At 72.8% G+C, this 13,750-nt stretch carries 10 protein-coding genes; 4 read left to right on the top strand and 6 right to left on the bottom strand.

All coding sequences use genetic code 11. The annotated features are described in order from the left end of the window. Window positions 1-117: 117 nt before the first annotated feature. The 3 genes from ACFV4G_RS13070 to ACFV4G_RS13060 all read right to left on the bottom strand — a co-directional run bounded on the left by ACFV4G_RS13070 (window position 118) and on the right by ACFV4G_RS13060 (window position 4,362). Window positions 118-1,311, bottom strand: coding sequence for an RtcB family protein (locus tag ACFV4G_RS13070; RefSeq protein ID WP_380439544.1), 1,194 nt, complete (start codon window positions 1,309-1,311; stop codon window positions 118-120). 319 nt (window positions 1,312-1,630) lie between these two features. Then, complete coding sequence (locus ACFV4G_RS13065) at window positions 1,631-2,995, bottom strand: M16 family metallopeptidase (RefSeq protein WP_380439584.1); 1,365 nt, start codon at window positions 2,993-2,995, stop codon at window positions 1,631-1,633. 20 nt (window positions 2,996-3,015) lie between these two features. Beyond that, a complete protein-coding gene (locus ACFV4G_RS13060) occupies window positions 3,016-4,362 on the bottom strand; it encodes a M16 family metallopeptidase (RefSeq protein ID WP_380439542.1) in 1,347 nt (448 codons plus the stop codon). Between the two features lie 251 nt (window positions 4,363-4,613). Here ACFV4G_RS13060 and ACFV4G_RS13055 point away from each other — a divergent pair, with 251 nt between their 5' ends. After that, window positions 4,614-7,064 (top strand): DNA topoisomerase (ATP-hydrolyzing) subunit A, encoded by a 2,451-nt coding sequence (locus tag ACFV4G_RS13055; RefSeq protein WP_380439540.1) that lies wholly within the window; start codon window positions 4,614-4,616, stop codon window positions 7,062-7,064. Window positions 7,065-7,225: 161 nt separating this feature from the next. Next, the gene (locus ACFV4G_RS13050) at window positions 7,226-8,128 is read left to right on the top strand and encodes a sucrase ferredoxin (RefSeq protein ID WP_380439538.1); all 903 of its coding nucleotides are present in this window, start codon (window positions 7,226-7,228) and stop codon (window positions 8,126-8,128) included. Window positions 8,129-8,243: 115 nt separating this feature from the next. Here the strand turns inward: ACFV4G_RS13050 and ACFV4G_RS13045 are convergent, their stop codons facing one another. Genes ACFV4G_RS13045 through ACFV4G_RS13035 form a run of 3 tightly spaced genes read right to left on the bottom strand, consistent with a single transcriptional unit; the run spans window position 8,244 to window position 11,024 of the window. Next, window positions 8,244-9,317, bottom strand: a complete 1,074-nt coding sequence (locus ACFV4G_RS13045; protein ID WP_380439536.1) for an ABC transporter substrate-binding protein — start codon at window positions 9,315-9,317, stop codon at window positions 8,244-8,246. 38 nt (window positions 9,318-9,355) lie between these two features. Continuing rightward, complete coding sequence (locus tag ACFV4G_RS13040) at window positions 9,356-10,225, bottom strand: ABC transporter permease (RefSeq protein WP_380439534.1); 870 nt, start codon at window positions 10,223-10,225, stop codon at window positions 9,356-9,358. Then, complete coding sequence (locus tag ACFV4G_RS13035) at window positions 10,215-11,024, bottom strand: ABC transporter ATP-binding protein (protein WP_380439532.1); 810 nt, start codon at window positions 11,022-11,024, stop codon at window positions 10,215-10,217. The genes ACFV4G_RS13040 and ACFV4G_RS13035 overlap by 11 nt, the downstream gene beginning before the upstream one ends. Window positions 11,025-11,348: 324 nt before the next feature. Between ACFV4G_RS13035 and ACFV4G_RS13030 the strand changes: the two genes are divergently transcribed. Both ACFV4G_RS13030 and ACFV4G_RS13025 read left to right on the top strand, forming a co-directional pair. After that, window positions 11,349-12,941 (top strand): ATP-binding protein, encoded by a 1,593-nt coding sequence (locus ACFV4G_RS13030; protein ID WP_380439530.1) that lies wholly within the window; start codon window positions 11,349-11,351, stop codon window positions 12,939-12,941. Then, the gene (locus tag ACFV4G_RS13025) at window positions 12,941-13,630 is read left to right on the top strand and encodes a response regulator (protein ID WP_380439528.1); all 690 of its coding nucleotides are present in this window, start codon (window positions 12,941-12,943) and stop codon (window positions 13,628-13,630) included. Before ACFV4G_RS13030 ends, ACFV4G_RS13025 begins: the two co-directional genes overlap by 1 nt. Window positions 13,631-13,750 lie beyond the last annotated feature (120 nt).

Below are 13,750 nucleotides of genomic sequence, written 5' to 3'. Positions count from 1 at the left end.
GCCCCCACCCCCCCACACACCCCGCCCCCCCGCGGCGGGCCGCCCCTGCGCGCGCGGCGCGCTGTCCGCACCTGGTCCCCCCCCCCCCCCCCCTCTCCGCATTGCCGACCGCCGGTGTCAGCCCTTGACGCAGACGACCTGCTTCAGGTGGGCGACGACCTCGACGAGGTCCTTCTGCTGCTCGATGACCTTCTCGATGGACTTGTACGCGCCCGGGATCTCGTCGACGACGCCGCTGTCCTTGCGGCACTCCACGCCCTTGGTCTGCTCGACCAGGTCGCGCGTGGTGAACCGCTTCTTCGCGGCGGTCCGGCTCATCTTGCGACCGGCGCCGTGCGAGGCCGAATTGAACGCCGCCTTGTTGCCGAGGCCGCGGACGATGTACGAACCGGTGCCCATCGAGCCCGGGATGATTCCGTAGTCGCCGGAGCCGGCCCGGATCGCACCCTTGCGGGTCACGAGCAGATCGACGCCGTCGTAGCTCTCCTCCGCAACGTAGTTGTGGTGGCAGCTGATGACCTCGTCGAACGTGACCTTCGCTTTGGGGAACTCGCGGCGGACGACGTCCTGCAAGAGCGCCATCATCACCGCACGATTGTTCTTGGCGTACTCCTGGGCCCAGAAGAGGTCCTGGCGGTAGGCCGCCATCTGCGGCGTGTCCGCGATGAAGACTGCGAGATCCCGGTCCACCAGCCCCTGATTGTGCGGCAGCGAGCGAGCGACACCCATGTGATGCTCAGCCAGCTCCTTGCCGATGTTGCGCGATCCGGAGTGCAGCATCAGCCAGATAGTCCCACTATCATCCAAGCACACTTCCGAGAAGTGATTCCCACTTCCGAGCGTTCCCATCTGCTGCATGGCACGTTCGCGACGCCATTTGACCGAATCTGCCACACCGTCGAACCGCTGCCAGAAGTCGTCCCACCCCGCCGTCGCGAAGCCGTGGAGCTTGCGCGGGTCGACCGGGTCGGTGTGGAGGCCGCGGCCGACCGGGATGGCCTGCTCGATCTTGGAGCGGAGGCGGGACAGGTCGTCCGGGAGGTCCTTGGCGGTGAGGGAGGTCTTCACCGCGCTCATTCCGCAGCCGATGTCCACGCCGACCGCCGCCGGGCAGACGGCGCCCTTCATGGCGATGACGGAGCCGACCGTCGCGCCCTTGCCCAGGTGGACGTCGGGCATGACGGCGAGGCCGTGGAGCCAGGGCAGGGAGCTGATGTTGCGCAGCTGCTGCATGGCCTCGCCCTCGACGGTGGCCGGGTCGGTCCACATCCGGATGGGAACCCGGATTCCGGGCACTTCGGTGTACGACATGGGTGTTCGACCTCCAAGGTCGCTTGGTTCACAGGAAGTTGCCGCACGCGAACAGATCCCGGCGCGGCTCGGGGAAGACCAGAAAAGGGGGCTCAGGCGCCCAGGGCACAGGGGGAGAGCGGCCTTGGGGAGCGTCGTCGTATGGTTCGCTCGACCCGCATGGTGACCGCCTCCCTTCGTTCGTCAGAGTCAGACTTCGTACGTCTGTGCCGGGGAACATCTATCCACGGAACGGCCGCGGCCCGCAACGGATTTAAAAACGCGGCAGGCCCGCCGGAGCGGCGATCGCTCCAACGGGCCTGCCGTGCACCGGAGAGGGTCAGCTGACGACCGTGACCTCGCCGATGCCGAGCTTCCGCACGTCGTCCGCGATCACGGCGGCGTCGCCGACCAGCACGGTGACCAGCCGGTCCGGCGGGAAGGCGGCGACGACGGCCTCGGTGGCCTCGGCGGTGGGCAGTTCGGCGAGCCGGCGGTAGACCTCGGCCTGGTAGTCGTCGGGCAGGTGCTGCTCGACCTGGTCGGCGAGGGTGCCGGCGACCGAGCCCGCGGTCTCGTACTTGAGCGGGGCGACGCCGACCAGGAACTGCACGGCCTCGTCGCGCTCGGCGTCGGTGAGGCCCTCGGCGGCGAGGGTGCGCAGGATCGTCCAGGCGTCCTTGAGGGCCGGGGCGGTGGAGGCGGTGTCCACCGAGCCGCTGATGGCGAGCAGCGCGCGCCCGCTGCCGTCGGCGGCCGAGCGCAGCGGCTGGGCGAAGGAGCGGACGCCGTAGGTGTAGCCCTTCTCCTCGCGCAGGACGCGGTCGAGGCGGGAGGTGAGGGTGCCGCCGAGGCAGTAGGTGCCGAGGGTCTGGGCGGGCCAGTCGGGGTGGTGGCGGTCGGGGCCGATGCGGCCGATGAGGAGCTGGGTCTGGACGGAGTCGGGCCGGTCGACGATGACGACGCGGCCGTGGTCGTCGGCGGTGACGGGGGCGTGGACGGAGGCCGCGGCGGGGGTGCCGGTCCAGGTGCCGAGGGTGCTCTCCAGGAGGGCGGGCAGGTCGACGCCGGTGAGGTCGCCGACCACGACGACGGTGCTGGTGGCGGGCCGGACGTGGGCGTCGTAGAAGGCCTTGACGGCGGCGCGGTCGATGGACTTGACCGTGTCGGCGGTGCCGCTGCGGGGGCGGGAGAGGCGGTCGGCGGCGTCGAAGAGTTCGGCGTAGAGGGCCTTGGCGGCGCGCCGGGCGGGGTTGGCCTGCTCGTGGACGATCTCGTCGAGGCGGTTGGCGACGAGGCGCTCGATCTCGTCCTCGGGGAGGGCGGGGGCGCGCAGGGCGTCGGCGAGGAGGGCGAGGCCGCGCTGGAGGCGGGAGGCGGGGACTTCGAGGGAGACGCGGATGCAGGGGTGGTCGGCGTGGGCGTCGAGGGTGGCGCCGGCGCGTTCGAGTTCGCCGGCGAACTCCTCGGCGGTGAGGGTGTCGGTGCCTTCGCTGAGGGCGCGGGCGAGGATGGCGGCGACGCCGTCGAGGCCGGCCGGTTCGGCGGCGAGCGGGGCGTCGACGAGGACCTCGACGGCGACGAGCTGCTGGCCGGGGCGGTGGCAGTGCAGGACGGTGATGCCGTTGGCGAGGGCGGTGCGCTCGGGGGCGGGGAAGGCCCAGGGGCTCGGGGTGCCGGGCCGGGGCTGGGGGTGGAAGGTCATGGCGGGGACGTAGTCGGTGCTCATGCGGCGGCACCCTCCTCTTCGGAAGCGGCGTCGGAAGCGGCGTCGGTGTCGGCCGTGGTCGGCTCGTAGACGAGGACGGCCCGGTTGTCGGGGTGGAGTCGGGCCTTCGCGACGGCCCTGACCTCTTCGGCGGTGACGTCGAGGACCTTGGGGAGGGCGTCGTTGAGTAGCTTGGGGTCGCCGAACAGGACGGCGTAGCGGCAGAGTTCGTCGGCGCGGCCGGCGACGGTGGTGAGCCGGTCGAGCCATTCGCGCTCGATCTGGGCCTGGGCGCGTTCGAGTTCCTCGGGGGTGGGGCCTTCGGCGGCGAAGCGGGCGAGTTCCTCGTCGACGGCGGTGTCGATCTGCTGGAGGGTGGCGTCGCCGGAGGTCTTGACGTCGAGCCAGCCGAGGCTGGGGGCGCCGGCGAGGCGGAGCAGGCCGAAGCCGGCGGCGACGGCGGTGCGGTCGCGGCGCACGAGGCGGTTGTAGAGGCGGCTGGATTCGCCGCTGCCGAGGATGGTGAGGGCGAGGTCGGCGGCGTCGGCTTCGCGGGTGCCGTCGTGCGGGAGGCGGTAGGCGGCCATGAGGGCGCGGGAGGGGACGTCCTCGTGGATCTCCTCGCGCAGTTCGCGCCCGATGGTGTCGGGGAGTTCGCCGGAGCGCGGGGGCTGCTTGCCGTCGTGGGCGGGGATGCTGCCGAAGTACTTCTCGACCCAGGCGATGGTCTGTTCGGGGTCGATGTCGCCGACGATGGAGAGGACGGCGTTGTTGGGCGCGTAGTACGTGCGGAAGAACGTGCGGGCGTCCTCCAGCGTGGCGGCGTCGAGGTCGGCCATGGAGCCGATGGGGGTGTGGTGGTACGGGTGGCCGTCGGGGAACGAGAGCGCGGTGAGCTTCTCGAAGGCGGTGCCGTAGGGGACGTTGTCGTAGCGCTGGCGGCGCTCGTTCTTGACGACGTCCCGCTGGTTCTCCATGGAGGTCTCGTCGAGTGCGGCGAGGAGGGAGCCCATGCGGTCGGCCTCCAGCCAGAGGGCGAGCTCCAGCTGGTGGGCGGGCATGGTCTCGAAGTAGTTGGTGCGCTCGAAGCTGGTGGTGCCGTTGAGCGAGCCGCCGGCGCCCTGGACGAGCTCGAAGTGGCCGTTGTTGGAGACGTTGGCCGAGCCCTGGAACATGAGGTGTTCGAAGAGGTGGGCGAGGCCGGTGCGGCCCTTGACCTCGTGGCGCGAGCCGACGTCGTACCAGAGGCAGACCGCGGCGACCGGGGTGAGGTGGTCCTCGGAGAGGACGACGCGCAGGCCGTTCTCCAGGCGGTGCTCGGTGATGGCGATGCCTCGGCTGGAGGCGGGGGCCGGGTTGGCCATGCGCTCGGGTCCTTCCCGTCGTCGATGTCGGGGTTCGTGTGGCGTCCCCCATTGTGGTGCAACGCGCGAGGGGCGTGGATGTGTCCGCGCGGAGGGGGCGTTCGCCAGGGGCGGAAGAGGGGCGCTGGCCGGGAGTGTCGGTGCGAGGGTCCACAATGGGGGCGCCGCGCCCTGTTGACGGGGGCAGCCGGCATGGCGACAGAGACTGACCGAGACACAGCGCAAGCGAGACGTAAGGGAGCCCCGCCGCGATGGCCCGCCGCAGTTCGCAGACCCCGCCGCCCGGAGACTTCGAGGAGCGGATCCTCGATGTCGACGTCGTGGACGAGATGCAGGGCTCCTTCCTGGAGTACGCCTACTCGGTGATCTACTCGCGCGCGCTGCCCGACGCGCGGGACGGTCTGAAGCCGGTGCACCGGCGGATCCTGTACCAGGCCAACGAGATGGGCCTGCGTCCGGAGCGCGCGCACGTGAAGTGCGCGCGTGTGGTGGGCGAGGTGATGGGTCGCCTGCACCCGCACGGTGACCAGTCGATCTACGACGCGGTCGTCCGGATGGCGCAGCCGTTCTCGATGCGGTTGCCGCTGATCGACGGGCACGGGAACTTCGGTTCGCTGGGCAACGACGACCCGCCGGCGGCGATGCGGTACACCGAGTCGCGGCTGACGCCGGCGGCGATGGCGCTGGTGGAGTCGATCCACGAGGACACGGTCGACTTCGGGCCGAACTACGACGGCAGTGAGCAGGAGCCGCTGGCGCTGCCGGCGGCGTTCCCGAACCTGCTGGTGAACGGTGCGACGGGCATCGCGGTGGGCATGGCGACGAACATGCCGCCGCACAACCTGTCCGAGGTGGTGGCGGCGGCCCGGCACCTGATCAAGCACCCGAGCGCGGACCTGGACACGCTGATGCGGTTCGTGCCGGGTCCGGACCTGCCGACGGGCGGGCGGATCGTGGGCCTGGCGGGGATCCGGGACGCGTACGAGTCGGGCCGCGGGACGTTCAAGATCCGGGCGACGGCGACGGTGGAGGCGGTGACGGCGCGCCGCAAGGGCATCGTCGTGACGGAGCTGCCGTACAACGTCGGCCCGGAGAAGGTCATCTCGAAGATCAAGGACCTGGTCAACGCGAAGAAGCTGCAGGGCGTCGCGGACGTCAAGGACCTGACCGACCGCGTGCACGGGCTGCGGCTGGTGATCGAGGTGAAGAACGGCTTCGTGCCGGAGGCGCTCCTGGAGCAGCTGTACAAGCTGACGCCGATGGAGGAGACGTTCGGCATCAACAACGTGGCGCTGGTGGACGGCCAGCCGCTGACGCTGGGGCTGAAGGAGCTGCTGGAGGTGTACGTCGACCACCGGTTCACGGTGGTGCGGCGGCGCAGCGACTTCCGCCGGCGCAAGCGGCAGGAGCGGCTGCACCTGGTCGAGGGCCTGCTGGTGGCGCTGGTCGACATCGACGAGGTGATCGCGATCATCCGGTCGAGCGACAACGCGGGGCAGGCGAAGGAGCGTCTGATGGAGCGCTTCTCGCTGTCGGAGACGCAGACGGCGTACATCCTGGACACGCCGCTGCGCCGGCTGACGCGTTTCGACCGGGTGGAGCTGGAGCAGGAGCAGGCGAAGCTGCTGTCGGAGATCGCGGACCTGACGGAGATCCTGGAGTCGGACGCGAAGCTGCGCAGTGTGGTGTCGTCCGAACTGGGTGCGGTGGGCAAGCAGTTCGGGACGGAGCGGCGCACGGTGCTGCTGGAGGCGGGCGCGGTGCCGTCGGCGGCGCTGACGGTGCCGTTGGAGGTGGCGGACGATCCGTGCCGGGTGCTGCTGTCGTCGACGGGTCTGCTGGCGCGGACGGCGGACGGGGAGCCGTTCGAGCTGTCGGAGGCGCGGGCGAAGCACGACGTGATCGTGTCGGCGGTTCCGGCGACGGCGCGGGCGGACGTGGGTGTGGTGACGTCGGCGGGCCGGGTGCTGCGGCTGCCGGTGATCGATCTGCCGGCGCTGCCGCCGACGCCGTCGCCGACGCTGGCGGGCGGGGCGGCGGTCGGGGAGTTCCTGCGGCTGGAGGCGGGTGAGCGGGCGCTGGCGCTGACGACGCTGGACGAGTCGTCGCCGGGGCTGGCGCTGGGCACGGTGCAGGGCGTGGTGAAGCGGGTGGTGCCGGAGTGGCCCGCGAACAAGGACGAATTCGAGGTGATCGCCCTCAAGGAGGGTGACGAGCTGGTGGGTGCGGTGGAGTTGCGCACCGGCGAGGAGGACCTGGTCTTCATCTCGTCGGACGCGCAGTTGCTGCGGTACCCGGCGGGTCAGGTGCGTCCGCAGGGGCGTCCGGCGGGTGGCATGGCGGGGATCAAGCTGGCGGACGGGGCGCGGGTGCTGTCGTTCACGGCGGTGGATCCGGCGGCGGACGCGGTGGTGGTGTCGGTGGCGGGTGCGTCGGGCACGTTGACGGGCGAGGAGCAGTCGACGTGGAAGGTGACGCCGTTCGAGCAGTACCCGCGCAAGGGCCGGGCGACGGGCGGTGTCCGCTGCCAGCGGTTCCTGCGCGGTGAGGACCTGCTGACGTTCGCGTGGGCGGGTGCGGTGCCGGCCCGGGCGGCGACGGCGAAGGGCGCGCCGGTGGAGCTGCCGGAGCGGGATCCGCGCCGGGACGGTTCGGGTACGCCGGTGACGACGCCGATCGCGGTGGTCGCGGGTCCGGCGTGACCGGCGTGACCGGCGCGGCCGGCGTGATCAGCGCGGCCGGTACGGCCGGGTGAGCGGAGGAGGGGTGCCCGTCGGGTGCCCCTCCTCCGCCGTTGGGGGGCCGGTCGGCCGTGCCGCGACGCGAGGGGGCGGCCCGGAGGGCTGAGGGTAGCCTTGCCCGCGTGAGCACCTGTGCGACGCGGTCGCGTGAACTTTCGGAGCCGCTGGCCGCCACGGCGGCGGTGGCGACCACCTGGCTGCTGGTGGAGCAGAACGGGCCGTGGGGCGCGAAGGCGCTGGGCGAGAGCCACCTGGACGCGGAGACGGGGCACGCGCTGGAGGCCGCCGCGGCCGGGACGGGCGTGCGGGTGGCGCTGATCCGCCGGCCGGGCCGGCACGCGGACTGCCTGCCGACGGCGCGGCACGAGGTGATCGTGGCGCACACGGTGCCGGGCCGCGGCTGGGTGCGCCGGGCCGCGGTGGCCGATCCGGCGGAGCTGCTGGGCCTGGACTTCGCGGCGCTGGGCGTTGGCGACCACGCGGGTTTCGGCGCGGAGCACGTGGGCGGCCCGGTGGCGCTGGTGTGCACGAACGGGCGGCGCGACCGCTGCTGCGCGCTGCTGGGCCGGCCGTTGGCGGCGGACCTGGCGGCGGCCGGGCACAGCGAGGTGTGGGAGGTGACGCACCTGGGCGGCCACCGCTTCTCCCCCACGATGCTGGTGCTGCCGTCCGGCTACGCGTACGGTCGGCTGACGGCGGAGACGGCCAAGGAGGTGCTGGCGGCGACGGCGGCCGGGCACATGGTGCCGGAGTGGTCGCGGGGCTGCTCGGGCTGGGACCGTCCGGGCCAGGCGGCGGACCACGCGGTGCGGCTGGCGATCGGCGAGACCCGGGTGGACGCGCTGACCGTGCTGCAGCGGCCGGACGGCGAGGGCCGCTGGCTGGTCACGGTGCTGCACGCGGACGGCCGGGCGTGGGAGGCGGACGTGCTGGAGGGCCGGAGCGAGCCGCCGCGTCCGGAGAGCTGCGGGAAGGCGGAGGGCACGCCGTCGCGGATGGACGTGCTGAGCGTCCGGGGCGTCTGAGACCGGGGCGCCCCGAGGCGGCGACCCGGGCGGCCGGAAGCGGCGGCCCCGCGCCCGTGGGGGTGAGCGCGGGACCGCCGGACCGGTCCGGGGTCAGCCGGCGGCCTGTTCGGGGTCAGCCGGTGGCCTTGCCGACGAACTCCGTGGTGTAGGTGCGGGAGAGGTCGATCGAGCCCTCCTTGCCCTTCACGTCCGGGTGGAACGCGGCGAGCACGGCGAGGACGGTCTTCGGCCCGTCGGCCGGCATCACCCCGTCGGTGGTGAACATCGGCAGCGTCGACTTGATCGCGGCCGCGTACTGCTCGGCGCCGCCCTGCGCGTAGTCGGCGGGCATCTGCGCGGCGATCTCCTCGGGGGTGTGCGTGGACATCCACTTGAGGGTCTTGACGAAGGCGTTGGTGAGCTTCTGGGTGGTGTCCTTGTTCTTCTCCACCCAGTCGGTGGCCATGTAGAGCGAGGACGACGGGTAGAGGCCGCCGAGCGCCTGGCGCGAGCCCTCGGGGGTGCGCATGTCGTAGAGGATCTTGCCGAGGCCCTTGTCGAGGACGTTGGCGACGGTCGGGTCGGTGGTCATCCCGGCGTCGATGCTGCCCTGCTGGAGCGCGGCGACGAAGGTCTGGCCGGCGCCGACGGCGATCGGGCTGAACTCGCTGACGGAGGCGCCGTTCTTGACCGCGAGGTACTTGGTGAGGAAGTCGGTCGAGGAGCCGATGCTGGTGACGCCGAGCTTCTTGCCCTTGAAGTCGGCACCGGACTTGATGGCGTCGGCCTGCTTGGCGGAGACGAGCTCGACCTCGCCGGGGGCCTGGGCGAACTGGACGACGGACTCGACGTTCTTGCCCTTGGCCTGGAGGTCGATGGTGTGGTCGTAGAAGCCGACGGCGCCCTGGACGTCGCCGGCGAGCAGGGCGGTGGTGGCGTTGACGCCGGCGGGCTCGGTCAGCAGCTCGACGTTGACGCCGGCGTCGGCGAAGTAGCCGAGCCGCTGGGTGAGCATCGCGGGGAGGTAGATGACCTTGTCCAGGCCGCCGACCATGATCTTGACCTTGGGTCCGTCCACCTGCCGGCCGGCCGGGGCGGCGGCGCCGTGGGCGGACGTGGCGGCGTCGTTGGCGCAGGCGGAGAGCGGGAGGAGGAGGGCGGCGGCGAGGGCGGCGGCAGCGGCTCTGCCGGTCGGGTTCGGGCGCATGGGTGGGGGGTGCCTCTCTACTGCGGACGAGGGGGGGTTCAGCGGCCGTCGCCCGCGTCGGCGGGCTTCCAGCGGAAGAGCTTCTTCTCGGCGAAGGTCAGCAGGCCTTCGGTCAGCAGCGCGACGACGGCGAGGATCGTCATCGCGGCGTACACACCGGCCGAGTTGAAGGTGCCCTGGGCGGCGGCGACGAGCAGGCCGAGGCCCTTGGTGGCACCGATGTACTCGCCGACGATGGCGCCGATCAGCGCGAAGCCGAAGCTGACGTGGAGGCTGGTGAAGATCCACGTGGTGGCGGCCGGGATGACGACCTGCAGGGTGACCTTGCGGTTGTCCGCGCCGAGGATCCGGGCGTTGTCGACGAGGTTGCGGTCCACCTCGCGGGCGCCCTGGAAGGCGTTGAAGAACACCGGGAAGAACACCAGCACCACGGCGGAGGCGACCTTGGAGGCCGGGCCGAGGCCGAACCAGATCAGGAAGATCGGTGCGAGGACGATGCGCGGGATCGCGTTGAGCACCTTGACGTAGGGTCCGAACACGTCGGCCAGGAAGCGGATCCGGCCGAGCGCGATGCCCAGCAGCACGCCGGCGACGACGCCGATCACCCAGCCGGAGAGGGCCTCGTAGAGGGTGTAGCCGATCTGCTCGCCGAGCGAGCCCTGGGCGGTGCCGTGGGTGATCCACTGCCGGATCTGGTCCCAGATCCGCGACGGCTGGGAGAAGTTGAACGGGTCGATGACCTCCGTCCGGGCGCACACCTCCCACAGGCCCAGGAAGGCGACGAGCACCGCGAACCGGGCGCCGTACACGCCCAGCTTCCGGTTGCGCGCGGCCCGTTCGCGGGCCTCGGTCCTCGTGGTGGGGACGGCCGGTGCACCAGGCACGGCCGACGCGGTCTCAAGCGGCACGACCCGCTCCTCTCTCCCGGGTGATGCGCACCTCTTCGCCGAGCGAGGCCCAGATCTCGCGGTACAGCTCGACGAACCTCGGTTCCAGGCGGACGGCCTCCACGGTGCGCGGTCGCGGCAGGTCGACGGTGAAGATCTCCTTGACGGTCGCCGGACCGGCGGTCATGACCACCACGCGGTCGGCGAGCGCGATGGCCTCGTCGAGGTCGTGGGTCACGAAGACGACGGACGAGCCGGTACCGGCCCACAGCTCCAGCAGCTGGTCGGACATGAGCGCGCGGGTCTGCACGTCCAGCGCCGAGAACGGCTCGTCCATCAGCAGGATGTCCGGGTCGTTGACGAAGGTCTGGGCGAGCGCGACGCGCTTGCGCATGCCGCCGGACAGCTGGTGCGGGTAGCGGTCCTCGAAGGCGCCGAGCCCGACCCGGCCGAGCCAGTCCCGGGCCCGTTCCCTGGCCTCGGCGGCGGGCACGCCCCGGAAGCGGGGGCCGGCCATGACGTTCGACAGGACGGTGCGCCAGGGGAAGACGGCGTCCTGCTGGAAGACGAACCCGACCCGGGGGTGGATCCCGCGGACCGGCTCCCCGTACACCCGGGCCTCGCCCTCGGTGGGCTCCTCCAGGCCGCTGACCAGCGTCAGCGTGGTGGACTTGCCGCAGCCGGTCGGGCCGACGACGGCGACGAACTCGCCCTGGGCGACGGTCAGATCGAGATCGCGGACGGCGGTGTGCAGCGCCCCCGAGGGGGTGCGGAACCGTTTGGTCGCGCCGGACAGCTCGATCGCCGGGGTCTTGCTCATGCCCCCGCCTCGCTTCGCTCGGCAGGTGCTTCGCAGGACCGGCACCTCTTGATGATTCGCTCGCTGCGCTCGCTCATGTGTGACCTCCCGGGTCAGTGCTTGCCCCGAGAAGGTAGGAGCGGGCCGGGCCCCGGCGGGAGCCTTCTCCGCGTAGTGCGGCTTCTCCGCGTTGAGGGGTGTTCTGCTCGTTTTGCTTCCGCTACAACTGCGGGGACGCGGCTGACAGAAACACGCCGGAAACGTAGGGTGTCCCGACCCCCGTCCGCCCCCGGTACGACCCCCACGCCGCCCCCACGCCCCCACGGCCGCCGAGAGGAGGCCCGGATGAAGCTCCCCCGCTGGCCCCGCCGGGTCTTCGCGCAGCTGCTGCTCAGCCAGACCGTCGTCACCGTCGGTGTCACCGCCGTGACCGCCGGGCTGTTCCTCGCCCCGGTCAGCAGCGAGCTCGACCACGACGCGATGCAGCGCGCCCTGTCCATCGCCCAGGCCACCGCCACCGACGAGGTGATCGCCCGGGCCGCCGCCGCCCGGGACTCCGCCACCGCCCAGCGCAACGCCGAGCAGATCCGCCTGGCCACCGGCGCGAGCTTCGTCGTGGTCACAGACCTGGACGGGATCCGGCTCTCGCACACCGACCCGGACCGGATCGGCCACCGGGTCAGCACCGACCCGGAGCCCGCGCTCAGCGGGCTCAGCGTCACCGCGATCCAGCAGGGCACGCTGGGCCGCACCGCGCGCGGCAAGGTGCCGCTGCGGCTCGCGGACGGGCGGATCGTCGGCGAGGTGTCGGTCGGCATCAGCGACGACTCGATCCGCCGCCGGCTGCTGAAGATGCTGACCGGGATCCTGCTGTGCGCGGGCGCCGGCCTGGCCGCGGGCACGGTCGCGACACTGGTGCTGGCCCGGCGGCTCAAGCGCCGGACGCACAACATCGCGCTGGCCGACATCTCGGCGCTGCTGGTGGAGCGGGAGGCGATGCTGCACGGCATCCGCGAGGGCATGGTGGCGCTGGACGAGCACGGCCGGATCCGGCTGGCGAACGACGAGGCGGTGCGGCTGCTCGGCCTGCCGCCGGACTGCACCGGCCGCCGCACCGACGAGGTGCTGCCGCCGGGGCGGCTGGCGGACGTGCTGGCCGGGCGGATCACCGGCCCGGACCTGCCCGCCGTCCGGGACGACCGGGTCCTCGTGGTGAACCGGACGGCGACCGCCGAGGGCGCGGTCGTGACGCTGCGCGACCGCACCGAGCTGGAGTCGCTGGTGCGGGAGCTGGACACGACCCGCAGCCTGACCGAGGCGCTGCGGGCGCAGGACCACGAGCACGCCAACCGGATGCACACACTGCTGGGCCTGCTGGAGCTGGGCCGGCACGAGCAGGCGGTGGCGTTCATCTCGGAGCAGTCCGGTTCGCACGCGGCGGTCGCGGCGCGGATCGCCGAGCAGGTGCAGGACCCGCACGTGGCGGCGCTGCTGGCGGGCAAGTCCGCGGTGGCGGGCGAGCGCGGGGTGCGGCTGGTGCTGGCCCCGGCGGCGCACCTGCCGGACGCGGTGGTGGACGCGCGGGCGCTGGTGACGGTGCTCGGCAACCTGGTCGACAACGCGGTGGACGCGCTGGCACCGGGCGGGGGCGGCCGGGTGGAGGTGACCCTGGCCGCGGCGGGCTCCACGCTGCTGCTCCAGGTCGCGGACAGCGGCCCGGGCGTGCCGGAGGAGCTGCGCGAGCAGGTCTTCGAGGAGGGGTGGAGCAGCAAGGACGCGCCCGCGCACCGTCCGCGCGGGCTGGGGCTGGCGATGGTGCGGCGGCTGGTGGAACGCACCGGCGGCCGGATCGTGCTCGACGCGGGGCCGCTGGGCGGCGCCCGGTTCACGGTCGAGCTGCCGGAGGCCCTGCTCACCGCTCGGCTCGTGGAGGCGTGATGATCGACGTACTCGTGGTGGACGACGACTTCCGGGTCGCGGACGTGCACGCCGCCTACGTGGCGAAGGTGCCGGGCTTCCGGGTGACGGGCACGGCGCACTCGGCCGGGGAGGCGCTGGCGGCGCTGGAGCGCCGTCCGGTGGACCTGCTGCTGCTCGACCACCACCTGCCGGACGAGACGGGCCTGGCCCTGGTGCGCCGGCTGCGGGAGCGGCAGGTGGCGTGCGACGTGATGATGGTGACGGCCGCCCGGGACGTGTCGACGGTGCACGCGGCGATGCAGCACGGGGCGCTGCAGTACCTGGTCAAGCCGTTCACGTTCGCCGGGCTGCGCGAGAAGCTCACGGCGTACGCGCAGCTGCGGCACGCGCTGGCCGGTCCGGCGGCGCGGGAGGCGGGCCAGGACGAGGTGGACCGGCTGTTCGCGACCCTGCGCAGCGCCGCGACCCCGGCCGGGGCGCTGCCGAAGGGCCACTCGGCACCGACGACGGACCTGGTGCTCGGGGTGCTGCGCCGGGCGGGCCGGCCGCTGTCCGCGCAGGAGGTCGCCGACGGGACGGGGCTGAGCCGCTCGACGGCGCAGCGCTACCTCAAGCAGCTGGAGCGGGACAGCCGGCTGCGGCTGACGCTGCGCTACGGCGACACCGGGCGGCCGGAGCACCGGTACGGGCTGGCGGCCCGGCCCTGAGCACGGGACCCCCGGCGGGGGCGCCCCCCCCCGGGGGGCGCGGGGGGGGGGGGGGGGGGCCGCCCCCCCCGGGGGGGGGGCGGCCCACCACCACGGCGGAGGGGGCGGGGGGGGGCGGGT

This window comes from Kitasatospora sp. NPDC059747 (assembly GCF_042732955.1).
GTDB lineage: Bacteria > Actinomycetota > Actinomycetes > Streptomycetales > Streptomycetaceae > Kitasatospora.
This window is presented reverse-complemented; position numbering and strand designations above follow the sequence as displayed.